General features: G+C 71.2%; 23 protein-coding genes and 1 pseudogene. 11 read left to right on the top strand and 13 right to left on the bottom strand.

The genetic code is table 11. From position 1 onward, the window contains the following. Nucleotides 1-23: 23 nt before the first annotated feature. The 5 genes and pseudogenes from IE248_RS00340 to IE248_RS00320 form a co-directional block, all read right to left on the bottom strand. Nucleotides 24-1124, bottom strand: coding sequence for an LOG family protein (locus IE248_RS00340; RefSeq protein WP_073798402.1), 1101 nt, complete (start codon nucleotides 1122-1124; stop codon nucleotides 24-26). A 25-nt stretch (nucleotides 1125-1149) separates the two neighbouring features. Continuing rightward, nucleotides 1150-2223: a hypothetical protein gene (locus IE248_RS00335; protein ID WP_190029742.1), complete on the bottom strand. Its 1074-nt coding sequence runs from the start codon at nucleotides 2221-2223 to the stop codon at nucleotides 1150-1152. After that, nucleotides 2205-2909, bottom strand: a pseudogene (locus IE248_RS00330) (ABC transporter ATP-binding protein); the annotation flags it as partial. The pseudogene IE248_RS00330 and the gene IE248_RS00335, both read right to left, overlap by 19 nt. Before the next feature lie 291 nt (nucleotides 2910-3200). Then, nucleotides 3201-4580 carry an aspartate aminotransferase family protein gene (locus tag IE248_RS00325; RefSeq protein WP_008737612.1) on the bottom strand — a complete coding sequence of 460 codons (1380 nt, stop codon included), beginning with the start codon at nucleotides 4578-4580 and terminating at the stop codon, nucleotides 3201-3203. After that, a complete protein-coding gene (locus tag IE248_RS00320) occupies nucleotides 4565-5068 on the bottom strand; it encodes an Lrp/AsnC family transcriptional regulator (protein ID WP_037791052.1) in 504 nt (167 codons plus the stop codon). Before IE248_RS00320 ends, IE248_RS00325 begins: the two co-directional genes overlap by 16 nt. A gap of 169 nt (nucleotides 5069-5237) precedes the next feature. On the opposite strand from IE248_RS00320, the gene IE248_RS00315 reads away from it, so the two are divergent. The 3 genes from IE248_RS00315 to IE248_RS00305 all read left to right on the top strand — a co-directional run bounded on the left by IE248_RS00315 (nucleotide 5238) and on the right by IE248_RS00305 (nucleotide 8517). Beyond that, nucleotides 5238-6677, top strand: a complete 1440-nt coding sequence (locus IE248_RS00315; RefSeq protein ID WP_190029740.1) for a gamma-aminobutyraldehyde dehydrogenase — start codon at nucleotides 5238-5240, stop codon at nucleotides 6675-6677. A 93-nt stretch (nucleotides 6678-6770) separates the two neighbouring features. Further along, nucleotides 6771-7949, top strand: a complete 1179-nt coding sequence (locus IE248_RS00310; protein ID WP_073798406.1) for an ABC transporter substrate-binding protein — start codon at nucleotides 6771-6773, stop codon at nucleotides 7947-7949. Between the two features lie 100 nt (nucleotides 7950-8049). After that, complete coding sequence (locus IE248_RS00305) at nucleotides 8050-8517, top strand: hypothetical protein (protein WP_190029739.1); 468 nt, start codon at nucleotides 8050-8052, stop codon at nucleotides 8515-8517. On the opposite strand, the gene IE248_RS00300 is transcribed toward IE248_RS00305, so the two are convergent. From IE248_RS00300 to IE248_RS00280, 5 genes are all read right to left on the bottom strand, one after another. Next, a complete protein-coding gene (locus tag IE248_RS00300) occupies nucleotides 8486-9712 on the bottom strand; it encodes a serine hydrolase domain-containing protein (RefSeq protein ID WP_190029738.1) in 1227 nt (408 codons plus the stop codon). The two genes, IE248_RS00305 and IE248_RS00300, sit on opposite strands and share 32 nt — an antisense overlap. A 181-nt stretch (nucleotides 9713-9893) precedes the next feature. Next, nucleotides 9894-10562, bottom strand: a complete 669-nt coding sequence (locus IE248_RS00295) for a response regulator transcription factor (protein ID WP_073798409.1) — start codon at nucleotides 10560-10562, stop codon at nucleotides 9894-9896. Then, complete coding sequence (locus tag IE248_RS00290; protein WP_190030042.1) at nucleotides 10559-11749, bottom strand: sensor histidine kinase; 1191 nt, start codon at nucleotides 11747-11749, stop codon at nucleotides 10559-10561. Before IE248_RS00290 ends, IE248_RS00295 begins: the two co-directional genes overlap by 4 nt. Next, nucleotides 11749-12447 carry a glycerophosphodiester phosphodiesterase gene (locus tag IE248_RS00285; protein ID WP_190029737.1) on the bottom strand — a complete coding sequence of 233 codons (699 nt, stop codon included), beginning with the start codon at nucleotides 12445-12447 and terminating at the stop codon, nucleotides 11749-11751. Before IE248_RS00285 ends, IE248_RS00290 begins: the two co-directional genes overlap by 1 nt. Before the next feature lie 12 nt (nucleotides 12448-12459). Next, nucleotides 12460-13485: an adenosine deaminase gene (locus IE248_RS00280; RefSeq protein WP_008737628.1), complete on the bottom strand. Its 1026-nt coding sequence runs from the start codon at nucleotides 13483-13485 to the stop codon at nucleotides 12460-12462. 108 nt (nucleotides 13486-13593) lie between these two features. Between IE248_RS00280 and IE248_RS00275 the strand changes: the two genes are divergently transcribed. After that, a complete protein-coding gene (locus IE248_RS00275) occupies nucleotides 13594-14313 on the top strand; it encodes a DUF4190 domain-containing protein (RefSeq protein WP_190029736.1) in 720 nt (239 codons plus the stop codon). An 87-nt stretch (nucleotides 14314-14400) separates the two neighbouring features. Here the strand turns inward: IE248_RS00275 and ybiA are convergent, their stop codons facing one another. After that, nucleotides 14401-14973 carry a riboflavin biosynthesis intermediates N-glycosidase gene (ybiA, locus tag IE248_RS00270; RefSeq protein ID WP_100582788.1) on the bottom strand — a complete coding sequence of 191 codons (573 nt, stop codon included), beginning with the start codon at nucleotides 14971-14973 and terminating at the stop codon, nucleotides 14401-14403. 193 nt (nucleotides 14974-15166) lie between these two features. On the opposite strand from ybiA, the gene IE248_RS00265 reads away from it, so the two are divergent. The 7 genes from IE248_RS00265 (at nucleotide 15167) to IE248_RS00235 (ending at nucleotide 22996) form a co-directional block, all read left to right on the top strand. Then, nucleotides 15167-16684, top strand: coding sequence for a gamma-aminobutyraldehyde dehydrogenase (locus IE248_RS00265; protein ID WP_073798414.1), 1518 nt, complete (start codon nucleotides 15167-15169; stop codon nucleotides 16682-16684). Nucleotides 16685-16762: 78 nt separating this feature from the next. Further along, nucleotides 16763-18013: a polyamine ABC transporter substrate-binding protein gene (locus IE248_RS00260; protein WP_073798415.1), complete on the top strand. Its 1251-nt coding sequence runs from the start codon at nucleotides 16763-16765 to the stop codon at nucleotides 18011-18013. A gap of 66 nt (nucleotides 18014-18079) precedes the next feature. Then, nucleotides 18080-19231 (top strand): ABC transporter ATP-binding protein, encoded by a 1152-nt coding sequence (locus IE248_RS00255; RefSeq protein ID WP_008737638.1) that lies wholly within the window; start codon nucleotides 18080-18082, stop codon nucleotides 19229-19231. Beyond that, on the top strand, nucleotides 19228-20157 hold the full coding sequence (locus IE248_RS00250; protein ID WP_008737640.1) for an ABC transporter permease: 930 nt from the start codon (nucleotides 19228-19230) through the stop codon (nucleotides 20155-20157). The genes IE248_RS00255 and IE248_RS00250 overlap by 4 nt, the downstream gene beginning before the upstream one ends. Then, nucleotides 20157-20951, top strand: coding sequence for an ABC transporter permease (locus IE248_RS00245; protein WP_008737642.1), 795 nt, complete (start codon nucleotides 20157-20159; stop codon nucleotides 20949-20951). Before IE248_RS00250 ends, IE248_RS00245 begins: the two co-directional genes overlap by 1 nt. A gap of 21 nt (nucleotides 20952-20972) precedes the next feature. After that, nucleotides 20973-22391 carry an NAD(P)/FAD-dependent oxidoreductase gene (locus IE248_RS00240; protein ID WP_190029735.1) on the top strand — a complete coding sequence of 473 codons (1419 nt, stop codon included), beginning with the start codon at nucleotides 20973-20975 and terminating at the stop codon, nucleotides 22389-22391. A 140-nt stretch (nucleotides 22392-22531) separates the two neighbouring features. Next, nucleotides 22532-22996, top strand: a complete 465-nt coding sequence (locus tag IE248_RS00235) for a bifunctional DNA primase/polymerase (protein WP_190029734.1) — start codon at nucleotides 22532-22534, stop codon at nucleotides 22994-22996. A gap of 62 nt (nucleotides 22997-23058) precedes the next feature. Here the strand turns inward: IE248_RS00235 and IE248_RS37095 are convergent, their stop codons facing one another. Then, the gene (locus IE248_RS37095) at nucleotides 23059-23547 is read right to left on the bottom strand and encodes a phosphatase PAP2 family protein (protein ID WP_229895071.1); all 489 of its coding nucleotides are present in this window, start codon (nucleotides 23545-23547) and stop codon (nucleotides 23059-23061) included. 439 nt (nucleotides 23548-23986) lie between these two features. Continuing rightward, nucleotides 23987-25321 carry a 4-aminobutyrate--2-oxoglutarate transaminase gene (gene gabT / locus IE248_RS00225; RefSeq protein ID WP_008737649.1) on the bottom strand — a complete coding sequence of 445 codons (1335 nt, stop codon included), beginning with the start codon at nucleotides 25319-25321 and terminating at the stop codon, nucleotides 23987-23989. Nucleotides 25322-25511 lie beyond the last annotated feature (190 nt).

The raw sequence follows: 25511 nt of genomic DNA, 5'->3' as shown, positions 1-25511 counted from the left end.
CTCCCGGGCCCGTCGGGCTCATCTCATTGCGCCCGGCCCATCGCGGCGAGCGCCTCGGGGACCTCCGCCACCGAGTCGACCAGCGCGATCCGGGACTCCATCCCCCGGCCGCGCGCCAGCGCGCGCAGCAGCGGCCAGGCCGGCAGGTGCTCGGTCCAGTGGTGGCGCCCGACCAGCACCATCGGCGTCGGCTCACCCCGCGACGCGTAGTAGTTCGGGGTCGCGTTGTCGAAGATCTCCTGCACCGTCCCCGCCGCGCCCGGCAGGAACACCACGCCCGCGGTGGACCGGGCCAGCAGCCCGTCCTCCCGGGTGGCGTTCGCGAAGTACTTGGCGATGTGGCCCGCGAACGCGTTCGGCGGCTCGTGCCCGTAGAACCAGGTCGGGATGCCCACCGAGTCACCACCGGCCGGCCAGCGCTCCCGCACTGCGAAGGCCGCCCGCGCCCAGTCGGACACCGACGGGGTGAACGACGGGGCCTTGGCCAGCAGTTCCAGCGCCTCCGCGAGGGCCGAGTCCGGAGCCGGGGCCAGGTACGCGCCGAGGTTCGCGGCCTCCATCGCGCCGGGCCCGCCGCCGGTGGCCACGGTCAGCCCCGACCGGGCGAGACAGCGCCCGAGTTCCGCCGCGCCCCGGTACTCGGTACCCCCGCGCTCCATGGCGTGGCCGCCCATCACGCCGACGACCCGGGCACCGCTCAGGTGCTCGTCGAGGGCGTCGGAGACGGCGTCGTCGTGGATGGAGCGCAGCATCGAGGAGAAGACGTCGCCGTCGGCCTTGGTCTCCTGGAACCAGGCGTAGGCCTGGGCGTCAGGGGTGGCCTCGTAGCCGTCGGCGAGCCCCGTGAACAGCTCGTCGGCCGTGTACAGGAGGCCCCGGTACGGGTTGAACGGCAGGTCGGGAACCGGCGGGTAGACCAGCGCGCCGTCCGCGCGGACCTTCGCCGAGGCATCGGGCTCCATCGCGCAGCCCAGGAACACGGCCGCCGAGGTGTCGGCGGCCAGCAGCGCGAAGGTGCGTTCCAGCAGGTTGACCGACTGGATCCGGTAACCGCTGAGCGAGCCGCGGGCCACTACCTGGTCGAATTCGGCGAGCGTCTCGATCTCGATGTCTGCGTTGACCATTCGAGCACCCTAAGGGCTGCTCCCGTCAGCGGGTCAGCGCTAGCGACGTCAGCTGCGCCACACCCCAGCTCAGGGGTACGCACACGATCACCAGCGCCGTCGCCCGCAAGGTGGCGGCCGTACGCAGGACCGGGCCCGGAGCGCCCAGGTCGAGCAGGGTCTCCCGGGTGGCGGAGCGGGCCTGCCTCGCCTCCACCGCGGAGGTGAGGAGCGTCGCCGACGCGCACAGCACCACCAGCAGCGCGGCGGGTCCCGTCAGCGGGCCCAGCGGCAGCGGCGCCGTGCCCCGGTCGGCCAGGGCCGTGGCGGTGAGGGCGCCCGCGCCGACCGCGCACAGTACCCCGAGGGGGCGGCCCAGCCGGGGGGCCTCCTCCTGAAGGGCCCGGCCGGCCAGCAGTCGCAGGGCTCCGGGGCGGACGGCCTGGACCAGTGTTCCGCAGGCGTAGGCCAGGCCCGGCCCGGCGAGGGCGAGTCCGGCCGCGGTCAGGGTCCAGCCGGCCGCCATGCCCGCGGCCCCGCGTCCGAAGCCCGCTTCGACGGCGAGCCCGCACGCGGCCAGGGCGATGCCCCAGGGCAGTCCGGCCTGCGGGGCCGGCGCCGGGTGCGGCCGCAGGGCGACGGCGGTCGCGACGGAGGCGGCCACCGGGACCAGGGTCATCAGGGTGAGGGCGGCCGCCACGGGCAGCGGCCGGTCGGCGTGCAGCAGCCCGGCCCCCGCACCGTCGAAGGGCAGGCCGGCGAGGTCGCCCCGCAGGTGGAGGAAGGCCGCCAGCGCGAGCGCGCTGCCGAGCGCGCAGGCGACGGCGGTGGAGATCGCCCCGGCCAGGGTGAGCCGGACGGGTCCCAGCCCGACGGCGTCGAGCCCCTCCAGGGGCCGGGTCGCCGGGTCGGTACGGGCCACGGCGACGGCGAACTGCACGGTGGCGGCGACCGGCAGCAGGGCCCAGAGCAGCTGCGGGAACGATCCGCCGGGCCGGACGGTCGCCTGCGCGAGGACGTACAGGAGTAGAAATCCGGTGGCGGCCGAAGCGGCGGCGACCAGCAGCCGGCGCAGCTGGACGAGCGGCCGGGAGCCGCGGGCTAGGCGGAGAGCGAGCACGCGGCCTGGTCCTCCGGGGTCTCGGTGGAGCCGGTGGGCGCGGACCCCTCGCCGGCGGCCTCAGCGGCCTCGGCTGTCCCAGTGGCCTCGACGGCCTCCGCGGCCTCGGCGGGCCGGCCGTCGAGCAGGGCGATCCGCCGGTCGGCGGCGGCAGCGCTCTCCTCGTCGTGGGTGGCGAGCAGGACGGTGATCCCGTGGGAGCGGGCGGCGGTGGTGAGGGTGCGCATGAGCAGGGCGCGCTCGGCGCGGTGCAGTGAGGCCGTCGGCTCGTCGGCGAAGATCACCGCGGGCTCGCTGACCAGGGCCCGCGCCAGGGCGACCCGCTGGCACTCGGCCCGGGTCAGCGCGGACGGGCGTTTGCGGGCGAAGCCGCCGATGTCGAGGCGGTCCAGCCATGCGCAGGCGGCCGTCTTGGCGGCGCGGTGCGAGGCGCCGCCGATCAGCAGCGGCAGCGCGGCGTTCTCCCAGACCTTGAGCTCGGGCAGCAGCCGGGGCTCGGGGTCGATCCAGCCGAACCGGTCGCGGCGCAGCCGTTCGCGGACCAGGGCGCCCATGGTGTGCACGGGCACGCCGTTGAACCAGACCTCGCCCTGTTCGGGCACCAACTGCCCCGAGAGGCAGCGCAGCAGAGTGGTCTTGCCGCTGCCGCGCGGTCCCGTCACGGCGAGGATCTCGCCCTGGCGGACGCCGGCCGAGACCCCGATCAGGCCGGGTGAACCGCTGTGGGAGTAGTGAAGGGACCGAGCCCAGAGGACGTCATTGTCGGGTGGGGCAGTGTCCGGTGGAGCCACCATGGCGTACACCTCCGTCCGGGGGAACGAAGCGGAGCCCGTTGAGTCACTGACGCCGCACTGAGATGTAAAGAGACGAACCGCTCGGATGGTGACAGCACACGGCCCGGACCCCCGCGTTCTCACTCGAACGGGGGATCCGGGCCGGGCATCCGGACTGTTGGCAGCCTGGACGGTGGAGCTCGGTTACAGCTTGGTCCACGCCTCGGTGAGCACCGAGCGCAGGATCCCCTCGATCTCGTCGAAGGTGCCCTGGTCCGCGATCAGCGGCGGGGCCAGCTGGATGACCGGGTCGCCGCGGTCGTCGGCCCGGCAGTACAGGCCGTTCTCGAAGAGCGCCTTGGAGAGGAAGCCGTAGAGCACGCGCTCCGTCTCCTCGTCCGTGAAGGACTCCTTCGTGACCTTGTCCTTGACGAGCTCGATGCCGTAGAAGTAGCCGTTGCCGCGGACGTCGCCGACGATCGGCAGGTCGTGCAGCTTCTTCAGCGTCGAGAAGAAGGCGCCCTCGTTGTCCAGCACGTGCTGGTTGAGGCCCTCCTTGTCGAAGATGTCGAGGTTGGCCAGCGCGACGGCCGAGGAGACCGGGTGGCCGCCGAAGGTGTAGCCGTGCAGGAAGGTGTTGTCACCCTTGTAGAACGGCTCCGCGAGGCGGTCCGAGATGATGCAGGCACCGATCGGGGAGTAGCCCGAGGTCATGCCCTTGGCGCAGGTGATCATGTCCGGCACGTAGTCGAACTTGTCACAGGCGAACATCGTGCCGAGGCGGCCGAACGCGCAGATCGTCTCGTCGGAGACGAGCAGGACGTCGTACTCGTCGCAGATCTCGCGGACGCGCTGGAAGTACCCGGGCGGCGGCGGGAAGCAGCCGCCGGCGTTCTGCACCGGCTCCAGGAAGACGGCGGCGACGGTGTCGGCGCCCTCGAAAAGGATCTCCTGCTCGATCTGGTCGGCGCACCAGCGGCCGTAGGCCTCCGGGTCGTCGCCGAAGATCGGGGCGCGGTAGATGTTGGTGTTCGGCACCTTGTGCGCGCCGGGGACCAGCGGCTCGAAGGGGGCCTTCAGGGCCGGCAGACCGGTGATGGACAGGGCGCCCTGCGGGGTGCCGTGGTAGGCCACCGCGCGGGAGATCACCTTGTACTTGGTGTGCTTGCCCTGGAGCTTGAAGTACTGCTTGGCCAGCTTCCAGGCGGTCTCGACGGCCTCGCCGCCACCGGTGGTGAAGAAGACCTTGTTGAGGTCGCCGGGGGCGTAGTGGGCGAGGCGCTCGGCGAGTTCGACGGCCTTGGGGTGCGCGTACGACCAGATGGGGAAGAAGGCGAGTTCCTGCGCCTGCTTGTAGGCGACCTCGGCCAGTTCCTTGCGGCCGTGACCGGCGTTGACCACGAACAGTCCGGCGAGACCGTCGAGGTAGCGCTTGCCCTTGTCGTCCCAGATGTAGGTGCCCTCGCCCCGGACGATGGTGGGGACGGGGGAGTTCTCGTAGGACGACATGCGGGTGAAGTGCATCCACAGGTGGTCGTACGCGGTCTTGGAGAGGTCCTGGCTCACGGTTATCGGGTTCCCCACATGTAGGTCTGCTTCTTCAGCTTCAGATAAACGAAGCTTTCGGTTGATCGCACGCCGGGGAGCGCGCGGATCTTCTTGTTGATCGTGTCGAGCAGGTGGTCGTCGTCCTCGCAGACGATTTCCACCATCAGGTCGAACGAGCCCGCGGTCATGACCACGTACTCGCACTCGGCCATCGCGGTCAACGCGTCCGCCACGGGGTCGAGGTCTCCCTCGACGTTGATGCCGACCATCGCCTGGCGCCGCAGCCCCACGGTGAGCGGGTCGGTGACGGCGACGATCTGCATGACCCCCTGGTCGAGCAGCTTCTGCACGCGCTGGCGCACAGCCGCCTCGGAAAGGCCGACGGCCTTGCCGATCGCGGCGTAGGGACGGCGTCCGTCCTCTTGCAGTTGCTCGATGATCGCCAGGGACACAGCATCGACCGAAGGGGACGGTTGTCTGTTCCTGGAATCTGCGCTTCGACTGACCACGACCTCACTGTGCACGAGGAGTCGTCCGTTCCGCAAGACGGAATCGATGAAATCCGTTGTTTGGAGGTTCGGATCTCACTGATTTCGTAGTTCACCGAGTCTGCCCCTGTCGAAAGCGTCCGCCGAGGGGCTAGGCTTGGGGATCGTCTCAACCATTGGACATGTGATCAGGAGTGTGGCTGTAGTGACCACCGAACTGCGTCGTCTGCGCAACTACATCGGCGGGGAGTTCAAGGACGCCGCCGACGGGCGGACCACCGAGGTGGTCAACCCCGCCACCGGCGAGGCGTACGCCACCGCTCCGCTGTCCGGCCAGGCCGACGTGGACGCGGCCATGGCCGCGGCCGCCGCCGCCTTCCCGGCCTGGCGCGACACCACGCCGTCGGAGCGGCAGAAGGCCCTGCTCAAGATCGCGGACGCCTTCGAGGCGCGCGCGGACGAGCTCGTGGCCGCCGAGTCGGAGAACACCGGCAAGCCGCTGGGCCTCACGGCCAGCGAGGAGCTGCCGCCGATGGTGGACCAGATCCGCTTCTTCGCGGGTGCGGCCCGCATCCTTGAAGGCCGCTCGGCCGGCGAGTACATGGACGGGATGACCTCGATCGTCCGCCGCGAGCCGGTCGGCGTCTGCGCCCAGGTCGCGCCCTGGAACTACCCGATGATGATGGCCGTCTGGAAGTTCGCCCCGGCCCTCGCCGCGGGCAACACGGTCGTCCTGAAGCCCTCGGACACCACCCCGGCCTCCACCGTCCTGATGGCCGAGATCATGGACTCGGTCCTGCCCAAGGGCGTCTTCAACGTCATCTGCGGCGACCGCGAGACCGGCAAGGCCATGGTCGAGCACCCCACCCCGGCGATGGCCTCCATCACCGGCTCGGTGCGCGCCGGCATGCAGGTCGCCGAGAGCGCCTCCAAGGACGTCAAGCGCGTCCACCTGGAGCTCGGCGGCAAGGCCCCGGTCGTGGTCTTCGAGGACGCCGACGTCGCGAAGGCCGTCGAGGACATCGCCGTCGCCGGCTACTTCAACGCCGGCCAGGACTGTACGGCCGCCACCCGCGTGCTCGTGCACGAGTCGATCCACGACGAGTTCGTCTCCGCGCTGGCCAAGGCCGCCTCCGACACCAAGACCGGCCAGCCGGACGACGAGGACGTGCTGTACGGCCCGCTGAACAACCCCAACCAGCTGAAGCAGGTCGCGGGCTTCATCGAGCGCCTCCCGGCGCACGCCAAGGTCGAGGCGGGCGGCCACCGGGTCGGCGAGAAGGGCTTCTTCTACGCCCCGACCGTGGTCTCCGGCCTGAAGCAGGACGACGAGATCATCCAGAACGAGGTCTTCGGCCCCGTCATCACCGTCCAGTCCTTCACGGACGAGTCCCAGGCCCTGGAGTACGCGAACGGCGTCGAGTTCGCCCTCGCCTCCTCCGTGTGGACCAAGGACCACGGCCGCGCGATGCGGATGTCCAAGAACCTCGACTTCGGCTGCGTGTGGATCAACACCCACATCCCGCTCGTCGCCGAGATGCCGCACGGCGGCTTCAAGAAGTCCGGCTACGGCAAGGACCTCTCCGCCTACGGCTTCGAGGACTACACGCGCATCAAGCACGTCATGACCTCGCTCGACGGCTGACAGCGTTGAGCTGACCACAACACAGCTCTGACGGGGCGGGCAGTAGACAACATGTCTATTGTCCGCCCCCTCTCGTTCCCCCAGGCTTTGCCCATGCCTGAACTCCCCTTCTCCCGCCGCGCGGTGCTGCGCGGCCTGGGCGCCGCGGGCCTGGTGGCCGGCCTCGCCGGCTGCGGCGTGCCCGCGGCCTACGTCCCCGAGGACCGCCGGGAAGGCCCGGACCGCTCCGGCCGGGACCAGAGCGTCGCCTTCTCGAACTGGCCGCTCTACATCGACACCGACGAGGAGGACGAGTCGCGCCGGCCCACGCTGGCCGCCTTCACGGAGCGGACCGGCATCGCCGTCCGCTACACCGAGGAGATCAACGACAACGACGAGTTCTTCGGCAAGATCAGCCCGGCCCTCATGAACCACCAGGAGACCGGCCACGACCTCGTGGTGGTCAGCGACTGGATGGCCGCCCGCTTCGTCCACCTGGGCTGGGCCCAGAAGATGGACCGCTCGGCGCAGTCCAACGTCAGCACGCACCTCGACCCGCAGCTCGCCTCCCCCGCCTTCGACGAGGGCCGGCTGCACACCGTCCCCTGGCAGTCGGGGATCACCGGCATCGCCTACAACCGCAAGGCCCTCGGCCGGGAGATCAAGTCCGTCAACGACCTCTGGCACCCGGACCTGGCGGGCAAGGTCACCCTTTTCTCCGGGCTCGACGAGTCCTTCGCGCTGCTGATGCAGGGCGACGGCGTGGACGTCACCCGGTGGACCGAGTCCGACTTCCACCGGATGTGCGACCGGGTCGAGAGCATGGTGAAGAAGAAGCACGTCCGCCGCTTCACCGGCAACGACTACACCTCCGATCTGAGCAAGGGTGACGTACTGGCCTGCCAGGCGTACTCCGGCGACGCCATCCAGCTCCAGGCCGACAACCCGGACATCGAGTTCGTGGTCCCCGAGGAGGGCGCCGAGCTCTGGGCGGAGAGCCTGCTCGTCCCCAACCTCGCCCGGCACAAGGCCAATGCCGAGGCGCTGATCGACTTCTACTACGACCCCGAGGTGGCCGCCGAGCTCGCCGCCTCCGTCAACTACGTCTGCCCCGTGCCGGCCGCCCGCGAGGTCCTGGCCGCAGCCGAGGACAAGGAGACCGCCGAACTGGCCGAGAACCCGCTGATCTTCCCCGACGAGGACATGCGCCGCCGGCTCGTCGTGGCCCGGGACATCTCCTCGGTCGAACGCCGCACCCTCGCCAGGCGCTGGAACGCCATCGTCGGACTCTGACGGCCCCGCCCCGCCCGCTCCGAGCGAGGCCCGGCGCACGGACTGAACATGTTCAGGAATTTTGCTGAACGCGTTCAGAAATGGGCGTAGGCTGTCGATCATGAGCGAGAGAAGCGCCCTCCAACGGCGTATCCGTGCCTGGCTTGTCCTGTTCCTCGTCTGCCTCGTGCTCAGCGGGCTCACGGCCTTCCCCCTGGTCACCGAGCTCCACTGGGCCAACTCCCTGATCTCCCACACCTGGCTGCGCCGGGTGGGCGACGGGCTGGACCGGGCCGACGCGGACTACCCCTTCCTCCTCTACGGGACCGACTGGCTCGCCTTCGCCCACCTGGTGATCGCCGTCTTCTTCTACGGCGTCCACCGGGATCCCGTCCGCAACATATGGATCGTCGAAGCAGGCATGATCGCCTGCGCCGGGATCATCCCGCTCGCCCTGATCTGCGGCCCCATCCGGGGGATCCCCTTCTGGTGGAGCGTGATCGACATGTCCTTCGGGGTCTTCGGGATCATCCCGCTGCTGGTGCTCCGCCGCATGATCAAGCGGCTGGAGACGATGCCGGCTTCGTGAAGGCCGCCATGATGATCCCGAGCGTCACCCCCTTCGTGGCCGGGCCCTTGGCGTCGGTGGAGTTGACCGAGTAGACGAGGGTGCGCGAGAGGTCGCGCGTCCCGCCGATCAGGGTGCTGTACCCGTACCGGGAGCCCGTCTTGCCGTAGGCCACGGTGCCGTCCGGCAGCACGAACCGCTGCATGCCCGCCGTTCGCACGGCGTCCTCCCCGGTTTCGAAGTCCTTCACCGCGGGCACCGTGAACATCTCCTCCAGCTGTGCCTTCGGCACGACCTTGCCGCCGAAGAGCGCGACGGTGAACTTCTCCAGATCCGCGGTGGTCGATATCAGGTCCCCCGCGGCCCAACTGGCCGAAGAGTTCCAGTCCGTGACATCGACCAGCGAGGTGCCCCCGCCGGGCTGCCGCACCGCCTGGTAGCCGTGGTGGTGCGGACCCGGTATCCGGCTCTGCGCCCGCCCCGGAACCGAGGTGTCGCGCAGTCCCAGCGGCCTCAGGATCCGGGCGGACAGCGCCTCCTCGTACGACGTCCCCGTCAGCTTCTCGACCAGTACGGCCAGGACCGTGTAGTCGATGTTGAGGTAGTGCTGCCGACTGCCCGGCCGGAACTCGGGGCCCTTCGCCGCCGCGGCGGCGATCAGCGCATGCGGGTCCACCACATCGAAACGGTGCGCGTACTGCTCCTCGAACGGGGTCTCCCGCCCGTCACCCGCGGGGATGCCGCTCGTGTGGTTCAGCAACTGCCGCACGCTGATGGGCTCGAAGCCCCCGGGGCCGGCCGGCAGCAGCCCCGGCAGGTACCGCTGCACCGGGCCGTCCAGGTCCACCCGGCCCTCGGCGGCCAGTTGCAGCACCACCGCCGCCGTGAAGGTCTTGGTCACCGAACCGGCCCGGAACCGGGCGCCCGCGACGGGCCCCCGCCCCGTACGGACGTCCGCGACGCCGGCGCCGCCCCGCCAGACGCCGCTCGTACCGCCCACCCGGACCAGCGCGGCGGTGGCCTCCTCGCTCCGGGCGCCCACACCGGCCAGTGCCTTCCGCAGCGCCACCGCGTCGGGCGGCGTCGAGAACACGGGCGGCGCCTTCACACCGGAAGATGCCGAGGCCGGAGCCGGGGCGGCCCGGGCGACGGCCGGACCGGACGCGATGCCCAGGACCAGGGCGGCGGCGATGAAAGTGCGCGCGCGAGCGTTCATGACGGGATCCCCCTCGTGATCTCTCGGGGCGGTCCTCCGCCCCGATGACCTCAATGCTCCAGCTCAGAGGGGCCGTTGCGGATCACCAGTGAGAGGGGTCTTCAGCGGTACGACAACTCACCGGCCAGAGGGAGCCGCCCCGCCGCGTCTCACCCGCCGGAGGGAGATACCCCGGAGCCAGTCACGACCCGGCCGAGATCAGCCCCGTCTCATAGGCGCAGATCACCGCCTGGATCCGGTCCCGCAGCCCCAGCTTCGCCAGCACGTTCCCCACATGGGACTTCACCGTGTGCTCGCTCACCGTCAGCTCCGCCGCGATCTCCGCGTTCGACCGCCCCCGCCCCAGATGCAGCAGCGTCTCCCGCTCCCGCGCCGTCAGCACCTCCAGCCGCTCCGCCGACAGCGCCGGGACCCCGGCCGGCCGGGCCGTCGCAGCCGTGTACTCCTCGATCAGCCGCCGCGCCACCGAAGGCGCCAGCAGCGAATCGCCCGCCGCCACCACCCGTACCGCGTGCACCAGATCGTCCCGCCGCACGTCCTTCAGCAGGAACCCGCTCGCCCCCGCGTGCAGCGCCTCGTACACGTACTCGTCGGCATCGAAGGTCGTCAGCATCACCGCCCGGCACGCGCTCCGCGCCGAGATCGCCCGGCACGCCTCGATCCCGTCCAGCACCGGCATCCGGATGTCCAGCAGCACCACGTCCGGCGCGAGCCGGTCCACCGCCTCCACCGCCGCGGCGCCGTCGCCCGCCTCCGCGACGACCTCGATGTCCTCCTGGGCGTCCAGGATCATCGCGAAGCCGCTGCGCACCAGCTCCTGGTCGTCGGCCACCACCACACGGATCGTCAACTCCCCACCTCCAGCGGCGAGGTTACAAGCACCACCCGGACCTCGAACCCGCTGCCGCCCGGCCCCGGGCCGGCCACCGCCGCACCATCGTGCGCGGCCGCCCGCTCCCGGATCCCGATCAGCCCGTGCCCGCCCGGCGCCGCCCCGGAGCCCCGCCCGCCGGATGCGGGGCCCCGCCCGTCGTCCGTGACCGTCACCGTCAGCTCCCGCGCCCCGTACTCCAGCCGGACCGACACCCGCGAGGCCCCGGCGTGCTTCACCACGTTCGTCAGCGCCTCCTGCACCACCCGGTGCACCGTCGCCTCCAGCGCCGCCGGCAGCCCGCGCACCGCGCCCGTCCGCTCGTACGACACCTCCAGCCCGCTGCCCCGCACCCGCTCCAGCAGCCCCGCCAGCTCCTCGACGCCCGGCTGCGGTCCGCGCGGGGCGGCCCGCGCGGCGCCGTCCGCCCGCAGTACCCCCAGCATCGTCCGCAGCTGCGCCATCGCGTCCCGCCCCGTCTCCGCGATCGCGTCGAAGGCCGCCTCCGCCCGCTCGGGGGCCCGGCGCACCGCCACCGGACCGGCCTCCGCCTGCACGATCATGATGCTGACCGCGTGCGAGAGGACGTCGTGCATCTCCCGCGCGATCCGGGCCCGTTCGCGCGCCGCCGCCTGCTCCGCCTCGATCCGGTTCGCCCGCTCCAGCTCCGCCGCCCGCGCCTCCACGGCCGCCGTGTAGGCCTGCCGGGTGTGCTGGAGCCGCCCCAGCGCGTACGCCGCGGCGAAGACGAACAGCGCGAACAGCAGCTCCCGCGCCGTCCCGGTGTTGAGCGCGACCGAAGCCACGACCAGCCCGCTCACCGCCACGCCCATGGCGATCCGCACCCGGGGCGGGCAGAGCAGCGCCATCGTGTACACGCCGACCAGCGGGGCGTACGGCAGCGGCTGCCCGGGGCCGTCCAGCGCCAGCGTGTAGACCGAGTCGGCCACGACCATCCCGAAGATCGCCGCCACGGGCCGCCGCCGCCACATCAGCGGCACGTTGCCCAGCGTCGTCAGCGCGTACGCCGGCCAAGTTGCCGGGGAATCCAGCGGATCGCGCGGCACCACGAACGGGATCGTCGTCGCCACCTGCACCAGCAGCGTCAGCCCCAGGTCCCGCCACCGCGGGTCCGCCCGCCGGATCCGCTCCCCCCAGGCGCGCATCACCGGCCGGACTCGGCCCGTACGCCCTCCAGCGCGTCCAGCCGGTTCGTGGTGACGGAGTCCACCCCGGCCGCGATCAGCCGGCGCATCGTGCGCCGGGTGTCCGCCGTCCAGGCCGAGACCAGCAGCCCTTCCCGGTGCAGGGCGTCCGTGAGCTCCCGGCTGACCAGCCCGAAGCGGTAGTTGAGCCAGGCCGGGGCCAGCGCGTCGATCAGCGCCCGGCGCGGCGGGGACAGGGAGGTCCAGGTCAGCGCGATCTCCGCATCCGGATCCGCGGCGCGCACCGCCAGCATGGTGCGCGCGCCCGCGCAGTAGTACGTACGCTCGCGGGCCCCGCAGTCACGGACCAGCCCGACCACCGTCCGCACCCCCTCGGGCGAGGCGCCCGGCAGGTCGATCATCAGCCGGCCCGCGTCGGCGGCCGTCAGGGCGTCGTGCAGGGTCGGGATCCCGCCCCCGGTCAGCTCCTTGAGCTGTGGGGCCGTGACGGCGTCGAGCCGCACGTCATGACCCCACAGCCGCTGGAGCGTCTCGTCGTGGAGGAGGACGGGCACCCCGTCGCGGGTCAGCCGTACGTCGATCTCGACCGCGTCCGCCCCGCGGGCGAACGCGGAGCCGATCGAGGGCAGGGTGTTCTCACGGACACGGTACGGATCGCCGCGGTGGCCGACGGCAGTCAGGGTGCGCATGCACCCCATTCTCCCGGGGCGTCAGCGCGCCAGCCAGGCCGCCGTGTAGGTGTCGATCTCCTCGCTGATCCTGGCCTTGCCGGCCTCGTCCAGGAAGGAGGCCTCGACTGCGTTCTTCGCCAGCTGCGCGAGTCCCCGCTCGTCGAGGTCGAGGAGGCGGGCGGCCACCGCGTACTCGTTGTTGAGGTCGGAGCCGAACATCGGCGGGTCGTCGCTGTTGATGGTGACGAGCACGCCCGCCGCGACCATCTCCTTGACGGGGTGCCGGTCCAGGTCGGTGACGGCGCGCGTGGCGATGTTCGAGGTCGGGCAGACCTCCAGCGCGATCCGGTGCTCGGCGAGGTAGGCGAGCAGCTCCGGGTCCTGCGTGGCGCTGGTGCCGTGGCCGATGCGCTCGGCGCCCAGGTCGCGGATCGAGTCCCAGATCGTCTCCGGGCCGGTGGTCTCGCCGGCGTGCGGCACGCTGTGCAGGCCGGCGGCGCGGGCGGCGTCGAAGTACGGCTTGAACTGCGGGCGCGGCACACCGATCTCGGGGCCGCCGAGGCCGAAGGAGACCAGGCCCTCGGGGCGCAGGTCGACGGCGAGCCGCGCGGTTTCGGCGGCGGCCTCCAGACCGGCCTCGCCGGGGATGTCGAAGCACCAGCGCAGGATGACGCCGAGCTCGGTCTCGGCGGCCTTGCGGGCGTCCTCGATGGCCTCCATGAAGGCCTTCTCCTCGATGCCGCGGCGGGTCGAGGAGTACGGGGTGATGGTCAGCTCGGCGTAGCGGATGTTCTGCCGGGCCATGTCGCGGGCGACTTCGAAGGTGAGGGTGCGGACGTCGTCCGGGGTGCGGACGAGGTCGACGACCGACAGGTAGACCTCGATGAAGTGCGCGAAGTCGGTGAAGGTGAAGTAGTCGGCGAGGGCCTCGGGGTCGGTGGGGACCTTCGAGTCGGGGTGGCGGGCGGCCAGTTCGGCCACGATGCGCGGGGATGCCGAGCCGACGTGGTGGACGTGGAGTTCGGCCTTGGGCAGCCCCGCGATGAAGGGGTGCAGGTCGGGCATGAGGGGCCTCCGGGGGACGCGGTAAGGACAGGAGCGGCTTCATCGTAGGCAGGACCCGGGAGTGTCGGTGCCAGCGCTTAGCATGGCTGTACGAGAGGGGGGCGCCGTATGACCGACCACAGCCCCGAGCCGCGAGACCCGTGGGCGCCGCCGGAGCGGCAGGCGGCCGATCCGGCCAAGCAGCAGGGCGCGCCGGGCGTGTCGGGTGCGCCGGCCGGGCAGTCCGCGCCGTTCACGCCGCCCGCGCCGTCGGTGCACGATCAGCAGACCATCGCGGGAATGCCGGGGGGCGATTTCCCGCAGGCCGGTCCGCAGCCGCAGCCGCAGGCACCGGGTGCGATACCCGGCCCGATACCCGGGGCCCCGCCGATGGCGCCGGGCTACGGGTACCCGTCGCAGCCCGCCCCGGGCGGCTACGGCTACCCGGTACAGCCGCAGGCCCCGGGCGGTTACGGCTACCCCGGATACCCGGGCGCCGGCGCCTACCCGGCCTACGGGACACCGCAGCCGAACAACAGCTTCGGCGTCACCTCGCTCGTCCTCGGCATCCTCTCGGTCGTCGCCTGCGTCACCAGCGTCTTCTCGGTCGCTCTCGGCATCGGCGCCATCGTCTTCGGCGCCCTGGGCCGGGGCCGGGCCAGCCGCGGCGAGGCCACCAACGGGGGCATGGCGCTGGCCGGTCTGATCCTGGGCGTGATCGGCATGGTGCTGGGCGGCCTCCTGCTGGTGATCATGGGCTTCGGCCTGCTCGCCGACCTCGGGGACATCGACGACGACTCGGGTTACGACAGCCCGTACTCGAACTCGCAGAACCACGAGAAGGTCTGACCTGACGAAGGGGCCGGGCCCGGGCAGTCGCTGCCCGGGCCCGGCCCTTCCGCTCGGTCCCGCCGGCCGGCATTCCGGCCGCCCGGCTCACTCCCGCTCGGCCGCCGCCCGCGCGTCCGTCCGCAGCCGCTCGCGGGCCTCCATCAGGGCGAAGCCCAGCAGGTTCAGCCCGCGCCAGCGGGCCGGGTCCAGCGCGCGCTCGTCATCGGCGCCCAGCCCGATGCCCCAGATCCGGTCCATCGGGCTCGCCTCCACCAGCACCCGCTCCCCGGTGCCCAGCAGGTACGCCCGCAGCGCCGGGTCGGAGCCGAACTTGTGGACGCTGCCCTCCACCACGAGCGCGTACCGCTCCCGCTCCCACAGCGCGTCGTCGAAGCCGCGCACCAGCCGCCCGGCCTTCTTCGCGGCCGCCGGACTCGTCGCCTCCAGGGCGGCGCGCTCGGCCTCGGCGTCCCCGAACAGCCGTGCCTTGCCGGCCATCATCCAGTGTTCCGCCGTTGCGTACCGGACGTCACCCACAGTGAAAGCGGACGGCCACCACTGGCTCAGGCAGCTCGGCCCGAGCGATCCGTCGGGCCTCGGCCGGTGTCCCCAGAACGGCAGGAACTTCACCCGTTCACCACTGCTGACCTGCTTGATCAGGGCGTCGATCATCTCCATGCACGCGAGTGTGGCAGTCGCCACTGACACTTCGTACGGGATTTTCGGTGTGCCTCGACACATGGTCGACCGATTCCGTCGCGTAATCAAAAGGCAACAACGGAATCACTTGGCCGAGGGGGCCACCTCTGTCAGGATCGGCAATCAATTCGAGCTGTAGCTCGAACTGTAGCTAGGAGAGCGTGAGAGCGTGATGGGTAACCGCTTCCAGGTTAAGGACCGCTTCGCAGACGGCGCGCAGTACATCGACGGACAACTCAGGTCCGGCACCTCGGGCCGGTCACACACGGTCATCGACCCGGCCACCGGCGAGGAGGTCCTGACCTACGAACTCGCGAGCACCGCGGACGTGGACGAGGCCGTCGCCGCCGCCAAGCGCGCCTTCCCCGGCTGGTCCGGCGCCACCCCCGGCGAGCGTTCCGACGCCCTGCACCGCTTCGCCGCCGTGCTGGCCGAGCAGGCCGAGGACTTCGCGTACGCCGAGTCCCTCCAGTGCGGCAAGCCGATCAAGCTGTCCACGGAGTTCGACGTCCCGGGGACGATCGACAACACCGCCTTCTTCGCGGGCGCCGCGCGCCACCTCCAGGGGCAGGCCGCCGCCGAGTACTCCGGCGACCACACCTCCTACGTGCGCCGCGAGGCCATCGGGGTCGTCGGCTCCATCGCGCCCTGGAACTATCCGCTCCAGATGGCCGCCTGGAAGATCCTCCCGGCCATCGCCGCGGGCAACACCATCGTCCTCAAGCCCGCCGAGATCACCCCGCTGACCTCCCTGATGTTCGCCCAGGCGGCCAAGGACGCGGGCCTGCCCGACGGCGTGATCAACATCGTCAGCGGCGCCGGCCGGGAGGCGGGCGAGCACCTGGTCGGCCACCCGGACGTGGTCATGACCTCCTTCACCGGCTCCACCGCCGTCGGCAAGCGCGTCGCCGAGATCGCCACCGCCACCGTCAAGCGGCTCCACCTGGAGCTCGGCGGCAAGGCGCCCTTCCTGGTCTTCGACGACGCCGACCTGGAAGCCGCGGCACACGGCGCGGTCGCCGCCTCCCTCATCAACACCGGCCAGGACTGCACCGCCGCCACCCGCGCCTACGTCCAGCGCCCGCTGCACGACGCCTTCGTGGCCCGGGTGGCCGAGCTGATGGAGACCGTCCGCCTCGGCGACCCCTTCGCGGCCACCACCGACCTCGGCCCGCTGGTCTCGCACGCCCAGCGCGACCGCGTCGCCGGCTTCGTCGAGCGCGCCCGCGCGTACGCCACCGTCGTCAGCGGCGGCGAGGTCCCCGGCGGGGAACTCGCCGCAGGCGCCTACTACCGGCCCACCCTGATCGCCGGCGCCGCCCAGGACAGCGAGGTCGTCCAGTCCGAGATCTTCGGCCCGGTCCTCGTCGTGCTGCCCTTCGACACCGACGACGAGGGCATCGCGCTGGCCAACGACACCCCGTACGGGCTCGCCGCCTCCGCCTGGAGCCGGGACCTCTACCGGGCCCACCGCGCCACCCGTGAGATCCAGGCGGGCTGCGTCTGGGTCAACGACCACATCCCGATCATCAGCGAGATGCCCCACGGCGGCTACAAGGCGAGCGGCTTCGGAAAGGACATGAGCGCCTACTCCTTCGAGGAGTACACGCAGGTCAAGCACGTCATGTTCGACAACACCGCGGTCGCCGCGAAGGACTGGCACCGCACGATCTTCGGGGACCGCGCCTAACGAAGACGCGGCCCCCTCCGCCGCGTGGCATCCAGCCGCCGCCCGACCAGCGGCACCCCTCCCGAAAGGGCACAGCCCATGGAGCAGTTCGAGCCCGACCGCCTCTCGGCGGCGCAACTCGCCGCGATGCGGCGCAGCCTCACCGACGGCCGCGGCGCCCTCACCCGCCGTTCGCTGCTGCGCGCCTCCGGAGCCGGCGCGCTCACCCTCGGCGCCCTGGCCTCCCTGACCGCCTGCGGGATCCCGCCCGCCAAGCGGGAGGGCGGCGCGGCGGCGGCCTCCGACGACCGCTCGGCCCAGGAGAAGGAGCTCAACTTCTCCAACTGGACCGAGTACATGGACACCAGCGACGACGAGAAGTCCCGTCCCACGCTGGAGGAGTTCACCAAGCGGACCGGGATCAAGGTCAAGTACACCGAGGACATCAACGACAACGTCGAGTTCTTCGGCAAGATCCGCCCGCAGCTCGCGGCGGGCCAGGACACCGGCCGCGACCTCATCGTGGTCACCGACTGGCTCGCCGCCCGCATCATCCGGCTCGGCTGGGCGCAGAAGCTGGACCCCTCCCGCCTCCCGCACGCCTACGCCAATCTGATCCCGCAGTTCCGCACCCCCGACTGGGACCCGGGCCGCTCGTACAGCTACCCCTGGACCGGCATCGACACCGTCATCGCCTACAACTCCAAGGCCACCGACGGCAAGAAGGTCGACTCCGTCACCCAGCTGCTCGACGACCCCTCCCTCAAGGGCCGGGTCGGCTTCCTCACCGAGATGCGCGACAGCGTCGGGATGACCCTGCTCGACCAGGGCAAGGACCCGGCCACCTTCACCACCGCCGACTTCGACGGAGCCGTCGGCCGGCTCCAGAAGGGCGTGGAGAAGAAGCAGATCCGCCGCTTCACGGGCAACGACTACACCTCCGACCTCGACAAGGGCGACCTCGCCGCCTGCCTGGCCTGGGCCGGCGACATCATCCAGCTCCAGGCCGGCAACCCGGACATCAAGTACTCGATCCCCGCCGCCGGCTACATCAGCTCCAGCGACAACCTGCTGGTGCCCGCCCATGCCCGGCACAAGGGCAACGCCGAGAAGCTCATCGACTACTACTACGAGCCCGCGGTCGCCGCCCAGCTCGCCGCGTACATCAGCTACGTCTGCCCGGTCGAGGGCGTCAAGGACGAGCTGGCCAAGATCGATCCCGCGCTCGCGGACAACCCCCTGATCGTGCCGGACAAGGCGATGGCCGCCAAGGCCCACTCCTTCCGCTCCCTCACCTCCGAGGAAGAGACCGCGTACGAAGAGAAGTTCGCCAAGCTCATCGGAGCCTGACGGGCTCCGTACGCCGCCCGCGCTCCCGCACCCTTCCGACGACACCACCACCGAAGGCCGCGACCCATGACTGACAAGACCGCGGGCGGCGACGTCCGCCTCGCCGGGATCAGCAAGCACTACGGCTCGTTCACCGCCGTGCACCCGCTCGATCTCACCATCCCCCAGGGCTCCTTCTTCGCCCTGCTCGGCGCCTCAGGCTGCGGAAAGACCACCACCCTGCGGATGATCGCCGGCCTGGAGGAGCCCTCCACCGGCACGGTCAGTCTCGGCGACCGCGAGGTCACCCAGCTGCCGCCGTACAAGCGGCCCGTCAACACGGTCTTCCAGAGCTACGCGCTCTTCCCGCACCTGAACATCTACGAGAACGTCGCCTTCGGACTGCGCCGCCGCGGCATCAAGTCCGTCAAGAAGCAGGTCGAGGACATGCTGGAGCTGGTCGAGCTCGGCCAGTTCGCGCAGCGCAAGCCGCACCAGCTCTCCGGCGGCCAGCAGCAGCGCGTGGCCGTCGCCCGCGCGCTCATCAACCACCCGCAGGTGCTGCTCCTCGACGAACCGCTCGGCGCCCTCGACCTCAAGCTGCGCCGCCAGATGCAGCTGGAGCTCAAGCGGATCCAGACCGAGGTCGGCATCACCTTCGTCCACGTCACGCACGACCAGGAAGAGGCCATGACCATGGCCGACACGGTCGCCGTGATGAACGGCGGGCGCGTCGAACAGCTCGGCGCCCCCGCCGATCTCTACGAGAACCCGAAGACCACCTTCGTCGCCAACTTCCTCGGCACCTCCAACCTCATCGAGGCCGAGGTCCTGGAGGCCGGCGCCGCCGACGTCACGGTCGGCTCGGCGGGCGCCACGCTGCGGCTGCCCGCGGCCCGATGTTCGACCACGCCCAAGGCCGGCGGAAAGCTGCTGGTCGGGGTGCGTCCCGAGAAGATATCCCTGGTCCACGCGGACGAGGAGGACACCGTCGCGGCCGGCCGCAACAAGATCCGCGGCACGATAGCCGCCTCCTCCTTCATCGGCGTCTCCACCCAGTTCGTCATCGACAGCCCCGTCTGCCCGGAGCTGGAGGTGTACGTCCAGAACATCGAGCGCGACGCACGCCTCGCCCCCGGCGCCGAGGTGGTCCTGCACTGGAACCCGGAGCACACCTTCGGCCTCGATGCCGCTCAGGACATAGACGCCGGCATCGAGACGGTCGAGGAGGGCGCATGACCGCCACCGCCGCGCCGCCGCAGGCCGTGGCCCCCGCCGAACCCCCGGTCCACAAGGCGTCCCTGCGCAAGCGGCTCGTCCCGTACTGGCTGCTGCTCCCCGGCATCCTGTGGCTGCTGGTGTTCTTCGTCCTGCCGATGCTCTACCAGGCCTCCACCTCGGTGCAGACCGGCTCCCTCGAAGAGGGCTTCAAGGTCACCTGGCACTTCCAGACGTACTGGGACGCCCTGACCGAGTACTACCCGCAGTTCCTGCGCTCCCTGCTGTACGCCGCCACCGCGACCGTGCTGTGCCTGCTGCTCGGCTACCCGCTGGCCTACCTGATCGCCTTCAAGGCGGGCCGCTGGCGCAACCTGCTGCTGGTGCTGGTCATCGCCCCCTTCTTCACCAGCTTCCTGATCCGCACGCTCGCCTGGAAGACGATCCTGGCCGACGGCGGCCCGGTGGTGGACGTCCTCAACACCCTGCACGTCCTGGACGTCACCAGCTGGCTCGGGATGACCGAGGGGGAGCGGGTGCTCGCCACGCCCCTCGCCGTCGTCTGCGGTCTGACGTACAACTTCCTCCCCTTCATGATCCTGCCGCTCTACACCTCGCTGGAGCGCATCGACACCCGCCTCCACGAGGCGGCCGGGGACCTGTACGCCCGCCCCTCCACGACCTTCCGGAAGGTGACCTTCCCGCTGTCGATGCCGGGCGTGGTCTCCGGAACGCTGCTGACCTTCATCCCCGCGAGCGGCGACTACGTCAACGCGGAGCTGCTCGGATCCACGGACACCCGGATGATCGGAAACGTCATCCAGTCGCAGTACCTGCGGATCCTCGACTACCCGACGGCGGCCGCGCTGTCGTTCATCCTCATGGCCATCGTGCTGATCATGGTCACCGTCTACATCCGCCGAGCGGGAACGGAGGACCTGGTCTGATGCGTTGGCTTCGCCGCAATCTCGTCGTGATCGCGGGTCTCGGCACGCTCGCCTACATGATCCTGCCGAACCTCGTCGTCACGGTCTTCTCCTTCAACAACCCCACCGGGCGCTTCAACTACGCCTGGCAGGAGTTCTCGCTCGACGCCTGGAAGGACCCCTGCGGGGTCGCCGACATGTGCGGCTCCCTGGCCCTGTCGCTCCAGCTCGCCCTGTGGGCCACCATCGGCGCCACCGTGCTCGGCACGGCGATCGCCTTCGCGCTCGTCCGCTACCGGTTCCGGGCGCGCGGCGCGGTCAACTCTCTGATCTTCCTGCCCATGGCCATGCCCGAGATCGTGATGGCGGCCTCGCTGCTCGCGCTCTTCCTCAACATGGGCATCCAGCTGGGCTTCTGGACGATCCTGATCGCCCACGTCATGTTCTGCCTCAGCTTCGTCGTCGCCGCCGTCAAGGCGCGCGTCCTGTCGATGGACCCACGGCTGGAGGAGGCCGCCCGCGACCTCTACGCGGGGCCGGTGCAGACCTTCGTACGGGTCACCCTGCCGATCGCCGCGCCCGGTATCGCGGCCGGTGCGCTGCTCTCCTTCGCGCTCTCCTTCGACGACTTCATCATCACCAACTTCAACTCGGGCAACACCGTCACCTTCCCCATGTTCGTGTGGGGATCGGCCCAGCGCGGTACGCCCGTGCAGATCAACGTCATCGGTACGGCGATGTTCGTCATCGCGGTGCTGGTGGTCCTCGCCGGCCAGATGGTCGGGAACCGCCGCAAGAACGCGCAGCCCAAGTAACTCTGTAGGGAGTTGGAAGCCATGGCCCCAGTCGCCATGCGAAGTGTCGCCCAATCGCTTTCCGGAGCACTGCCGGTCCCGTACTGGCTGGACGACCCCGGCAAGCCCGCCGCGGAGCCGGCGCTGACCTCCGACGAGGCCTGCGACCTGCTCGTCATCGGCGGTGGGTACAGCGGGCTGTGGACCGCGCTGATCGCCAAGGAGCGCGATCCCGCGCGGGACGTCGTCCTGATCGAGTCCAAGGAGGCGGGCTGGGCCGCCTCCGGCCGCAACGGCGGCTTCTGCGCGGCCTCGCTCACGCACGGCCTCTCGAACGGCCTCGCCCGCTGGCCCGGCGAACTCGCCAAGCTGGAGGAGCTGGGCGCCCGCAACCTCGACGAGATCGAGGCCGCCATCGCCCGCTTCGGCATCGACTGCGACTTCGAGCGCACCGGCGAGATCGACGTCGCCACCGAGCCCCACCAGGTCGAGGAGCTGCGCGAGCTGTACGAGGAGGCCGAGAAGCTGGGCCTGGCCGGCGGCTCGCGCTGGCTCGACCGGGACGAACTGCGCGCCGAGATCGACTCGCCGACCTTCCTCGCGGGCCTGTGGGACACCGACGGCGTCGCCATGCTCAACCCCGCCAAGCTCGCCTGGGGCCTCAAGCGGGCCTGCCTCTCGCTGGGCGTACGGATCTACGAGAACACCCGCGGGCTGTCCCTGGCCGCCTCGGGCTCCGGTATGGCCGTCCGCACCCCGTACGGCCGGATCTTCGCCCGCCGGGTGGCGCTGGGCACGAACATCTTCCCCTCGCTGGTCAAGCGGATCCGCCCGTTCACGGTGCCGGTGTACGACTACGCGCTGATGACCGAGCCCCTCACCGCCGAGCAGCTGAAGGCCATCGGCTGGCAGAACCGCCAGGGCCTCGGCGACAGCGCCAACCAGTTCCACTACTTCCGGATCACCCCGGAGAACCGCATCCTGTGGGGCGGCTACGACGCCATCTACCCCTACCGCGGCAAGCTGGACTCGGAGTACGACCACCGCCCCGAGACCTACCTGCTGCTCGCCCAGCACTTCTTCGCCGCGTTCCCGCAGCTGGAGGGCATCAAGTTCAGCCACGCCTGGGGCGGCGCCATCGACACCTGCTCGCGCTTCTCCGCGTTCTTCGGCACCGCGCACGGCGGCAAGGTCGCCTACGCGGCCGGCTACACCGGGCTCGGCGTCGGGGCCACCCGCTTCGGGGCGGACGTGATGCTGGACCTGCTGGACGGGGCCCGCACCGAGCGCACGGAGCTGGAGATGGTCAAGTCCCGGCCCATGCCGTTCCCGCCGGAGCCGTTCGCCTGGACGGGGATCGCGCTGACCAAGTGGTCGCTGGCCCGGGCCGACGCCCGCGGCGGCCGCCGGAACCTGTGGCTGAGGGCCCTGGACCGGTTCGGCCTCGGCTTCGACAGCTAGCGCGCGCCGCGGGTACCCGCCCCTTCGTGGTGTGAGCCGGTTCACCCCCACGAGGTGGCGCATCCCGCGTCATCATCGCGCCCGGCCCCGCTCTGTCCTGGTGAGAACGTCACCGAGACACAGGGAACGGAGGCCGGGCGATGACGACCCCGGGGTCCAAAACGGCGGTGGACTGGCTGGTTTCGGCGGCGCCGGATCCGGATGCCTGCCGGTGGGAATGGGAGCGCAACCCCCTCGGGGTCGCGCTCCTGCCCGCCGGCCGGCACTGGGACGTGCTGATCCTGCCGGGGGCGCTGGGGAGGCCCACCCTCGACGTACTGACCCGGCTCAAGGGCCCGCCCGGCCCGGTGCTCGCCGACTCCGGCGACGCCCGGCTGGGCTTTTTCGTTCCCGCCGGGACCGCCTCGCACTGGCTCGGCACGGGCGTACGGGGGGCCGGGCGCGGGAGCTGGGTCGTGGTCCCGTACCCGGGCCGGGACGCGGGCGGGGTGCGCTGGCTGGTGGTCCCCGACGGCCGCGGGACGCTCACCGACCCGGCGCTGCTGGAGCTCGCGATGCACGAGGCCGCGGCCCGGGAGCCGGGCGGGGAGGGCTGGAGGCCTTGACGGGGGGAGCGGTCCGGATCGCGCCGGGCGCCGCCCTCGCGGTGTCCGCCTCGCCCCGAGGCCTACTCCGGCGGCTGACCAGGCTCCCGGCCCGGCCCCCGGCCCGTCGCCCGGCGTACCGCCAGGAGCAGGGGTACGCACAGGAAGCAGCTGGCCAGGACGTCCAGGGGCCAGTGGAAGCCGCGCAGGATCAGGCCGCAGGCCGTGGCCGCCGTCAGGGCGAGGGCCAGGGGGAGCGGCCAGGGACGGCGGGCGTACGGGCGGACCAGCAGGGCCGCGCCGAGGTAGGCGACGGCCGCGGTGGCCGTGTGGCCCGAGGGGTAGTACCCGGCCGCCCAGGGCTCCAGCGGGCCCGGGCGGGCGGTCCACTCCTTCAGCGGGACGATCAGCGCGGGCACCAGGGCCATCGCCAGACCCGCCGTCAGCGCGGGGGCCCAGGCGCGGGAGCGCCGGACGGAGTACGCCATCGCCAGCGCCAGGACCGGTACGGCGACCTGGATGTTGCCGAGGTCGGCGAGGCGTTCGGTGACGGCGTCGGGGACCTTGCGCACGAGGGCGCGGCTCAGGCTCTCGTCGGGCGCGAGCAGCGGGCCCGAGACCAGGACCTGCCAGGTCGTCAGGGCAAGGCCCGTCAGGGCGAGGAGGAGAAGGAGGAGGTGAGTGGCCGGCCGTCCCGGAACAGGGGGGATGGTTCCGGGACGGCCGCCCGGATCGGGTTGCCGCGAGCCCCGGGGGGTTTGGGGCGGACGGCCGTCCGATCGGTGAGGAGGGTGCGCGAACGCATGCCCGGTACGGCGCTGGGGAAGCCCGGTGCCGGGATCGTCCCCGGTCTCCCGGGAACGGGCTGTCTCACTCATCTGCAGAAACCGTACGGCAGCAAAAGGGGGACCGACAGCAGGAACGCGCTCCCGCCATCGGCCCCCCACACCTTCTTCACAGTGCCCGACCGTTACCGGCGGTACGGATGGGCCACTGCGTTCGGGCGTTCGCTCAGATGCCCGCGAACGCGGCCTCCAGGATGTCCAGGCCCTCGTTCAGCAGGTCCTCGCCGATGACGATCGGGGGGAGGAAGCGGAGCACGTTGCCGTAGGTGCCACAGGTGAGGACGAGCAGGCCCTCGGCGTGGCAGGCCTTGGCGAGCGCGCCGGCCGCCTCCGGGAACGGGGTCTTGGACGCGGGGTCCTTGACCAGCTCGATCGCGATCATGGCGCCGCGGCCGCGGATGTCGCCGATGATGTCGTACTTCTCCTGCATGGCCGTCAGACGGGCCTTCATGAGGGACTCGATCTTCTTCGCCTTGGCGTTGAGGTCGAGCTCCTTCATGGTCTCGATGGAGCCCAGCGCACCGGCGCAGGCCACCGGGTTGCCGCCGTAGGTGCCGCCCAGGCCGCCCGCGTGCGCGGAGTCCATGATCTCGGCGCGGCCCGTCACGGCGGCGAGCGGCAGGCCGCCCGCGATGCCCTTGGCGGTGGTGATCAGGTCCGGGACGATGCCCTCGTCCTCGCACGCGAACCACTGGCCGGTGCGGCAGAAGCCGGACTGGATCTCGTCGGCGACGAAGACGATGCCGTTGTCGTTGGCGAACTTCACGATCGCCGGCAGGAAGCCCTTGGCCGGCTCGATGAAGCCGCCCTCGCCGAGGACCGGCTCGATGATGATCGCGGCGACGTTGTCGGCGCCGATCTGCTTGGTGATCTGGTCGATCGCCTGGGCGGCGGCCTCGGGGCCGCAGTTCTCGGCGCCGGTCAGCCAGCGGTAGCCGTAGGCGACCGGGACGCGGTAGACCTCGGGGGCGAACGGGCCGAAGCCGTTCTTGTACGGCATGTTCTTCGAGGTCAGCGCCATGGTCAGGTTCGTACGGCCGTGGTAGCCGTGGTCGAAGACGACGACGGCCTGACGCTTGGTGTACGCACGGGCGATCTTGACGGCGTTCTCGACGGCCTCGGCGCCGGAGTTGAACAGCGCCGACTTCTTGGCGTGGTCGCCCGGGGTCAGCTCGGCGAGGGCCTCGCAGACCTCGACGTAACCCTCGTACGGCGTGACCATGAAACAGGTGTGGGTGAAGTCCGCGAGCTGCGCGGAGGCGCGGCGCACGACGGCCTCGGCGGAGGCGCCGACGGAGGTCACGGCGATGCCGGAGCCGAAGTCGATCAGACGGTTGCCGTCGACGTCCTCGATGATGCCGCCGCCCGCGCGGGCGGTGAAGACGGGGAGGACGGAGCCCACGCCGCCGGCGACCGTCTCCAGACGGCGGGCCTGCAGCTCCTGCGACTTGGGGCCGGGGATCGCGGTGACGATGCGGCGCTCCTGCGGGACAGCGGTCATAGGGGGCTCCTGGGGGGTGTTTTCGGACGCACTTGTGTCTTTGTCCGCAGGCTAGGCCCGGGGGCGGGGGTACGGCATGCTCCGTTCGGGAGTGGTCCCAGCGTGTCCTTGTCCGCGGCGGCCATAGGAGTGGCCGGGCGGATGTCCTGTGGACATGGCCCGGTACGCGCCCGTGGGCTGCGCCGGGCAA

This window comes from Streptomyces goshikiensis (genome assembly GCF_014650555.1).
Lineage (GTDB): Bacteria > Actinomycetota > Actinomycetes > Streptomycetales > Streptomycetaceae > Streptomyces > Streptomyces goshikiensis.
The sequence above is the reverse complement of the archived record's forward strand: the minus strand, read 5'-3'. Positions and strand labels throughout refer to the sequence as shown.

Coding starts and splice junctions, on each gene's coding strand:
- IE248_RS00340 (WP_073798402.1), bottom strand. CDS start 1,124: ATGGTCAACGCAGACATCGAGATCGAGACGCTCGCCGAATTCGACCAG.
- IE248_RS00310 (WP_073798406.1), top strand. CDS start 6,771: ATGCCTGAACTCCCCTTCTCCCGCCGCGCGGTGCTGCGCGGCCTGGGC.
- IE248_RS00305 (WP_190029739.1), top strand. CDS start 8,050: ATGAGCGAGAGAAGCGCCCTCCAACGGCGTATCCGTGCCTGGCTTGTC.
- IE248_RS00300 (WP_190029738.1), bottom strand. CDS start 9,712: ATGAACGCTCGCGCGCGCACTTTCATCGCCGCCGCCCTGGTCCTGGGC.
- IE248_RS00290 (WP_190030042.1), bottom strand. CDS start 11,749: ATGCGCGCCTGGGGGGAGCGGATCCGGCGGGCGGACCCGCGGTGGCGG.
- IE248_RS00285 (WP_190029737.1), bottom strand. CDS start 12,447: ATGGGGTGCATGCGCACCCTGACTGCCGTCGGCCACCGCGGCGATCCG.
- IE248_RS00280 (WP_008737628.1), bottom strand. CDS start 13,485: ATGCCCGACCTGCACCCCTTCATCGCGGGGCTGCCCAAGGCCGAACTC.
- IE248_RS00275 (WP_190029736.1), top strand. CDS start 13,594: ATGACCGACCACAGCCCCGAGCCGCGAGACCCGTGGGCGCCGCCGGAG.
- ybiA (WP_100582788.1), bottom strand. CDS start 14,973: ATGGAGATGATCGACGCCCTGATCAAGCAGGTCAGCAGTGGTGAACGG.
- IE248_RS00265 (WP_073798414.1), top strand. CDS start 15,167: ATGGGTAACCGCTTCCAGGTTAAGGACCGCTTCGCAGACGGCGCGCAG.
- IE248_RS00260 (WP_073798415.1), top strand. CDS start 16,763: ATGGAGCAGTTCGAGCCCGACCGCCTCTCGGCGGCGCAACTCGCCGCG.
- IE248_RS00255 (WP_008737638.1), top strand. CDS start 18,080: ATGACTGACAAGACCGCGGGCGGCGACGTCCGCCTCGCCGGGATCAGC.
- IE248_RS00250 (WP_008737640.1), top strand. CDS start 19,228: ATGACCGCCACCGCCGCGCCGCCGCAGGCCGTGGCCCCCGCCGAACCC.
- IE248_RS00245 (WP_008737642.1), top strand. CDS start 20,157: ATGCGTTGGCTTCGCCGCAATCTCGTCGTGATCGCGGGTCTCGGCACG.
- IE248_RS00240 (WP_190029735.1), top strand. CDS start 20,973: ATGGCCCCAGTCGCCATGCGAAGTGTCGCCCAATCGCTTTCCGGAGCA.
- IE248_RS00235 (WP_190029734.1), top strand. CDS start 22,532: ATGACGACCCCGGGGTCCAAAACGGCGGTGGACTGGCTGGTTTCGGCG.
- gabT (WP_008737649.1), bottom strand. CDS start 25,321: ATGACCGCTGTCCCGCAGGAGCGCCGCATCGTCACCGCGATCCCCGGC.